The 248-nt window shown below is 72.6% G+C and carries 1 protein-coding gene; it reads right to left on the minus strand.

The window, feature by feature from the left end; genetic code table 11:
- Window positions 1–58: 58 nt before the first annotated feature.
- The coding region (locus HKX41_12640) for a cupin domain-containing protein (protein ID NNC24982.1) at window positions 59–248 on the minus strand (190 nt) is incomplete at its 5' end.

Raw genomic sequence — 248 nt, forward strand, 5'->3', positions numbered from 1 at the left:
CCGCAGGCCAGGCCGAGCAGGCAACCGAGGTAGCGCTGGCTCAGGTCGGGCGCGGCGCTCATGCGGCCTCCGGCTCGAGGTCTTCGTAGCATTCGGGCACGAAGCGCGGGGTGCAGATCGCGAGGAACACGAGGTCGTCGTCGCCGAGGTTGGCGATGCGTTGCGCGGCGTCGGCGGGAATGAAGAGCGCATCGCCGGCCGTCACTTCGGCAGGCGCCAGGCCCGCGACTTCGACGCGGCCGCGGCCG

The sequence above is a fragment of the Salifodinibacter halophilus genome, assembly GCA_012999515.1.
Taxonomy (GTDB): Bacteria; Pseudomonadota; Gammaproteobacteria; order Nevskiales; family Salinisphaeraceae; genus Salifodinibacter; species Salifodinibacter halophilus.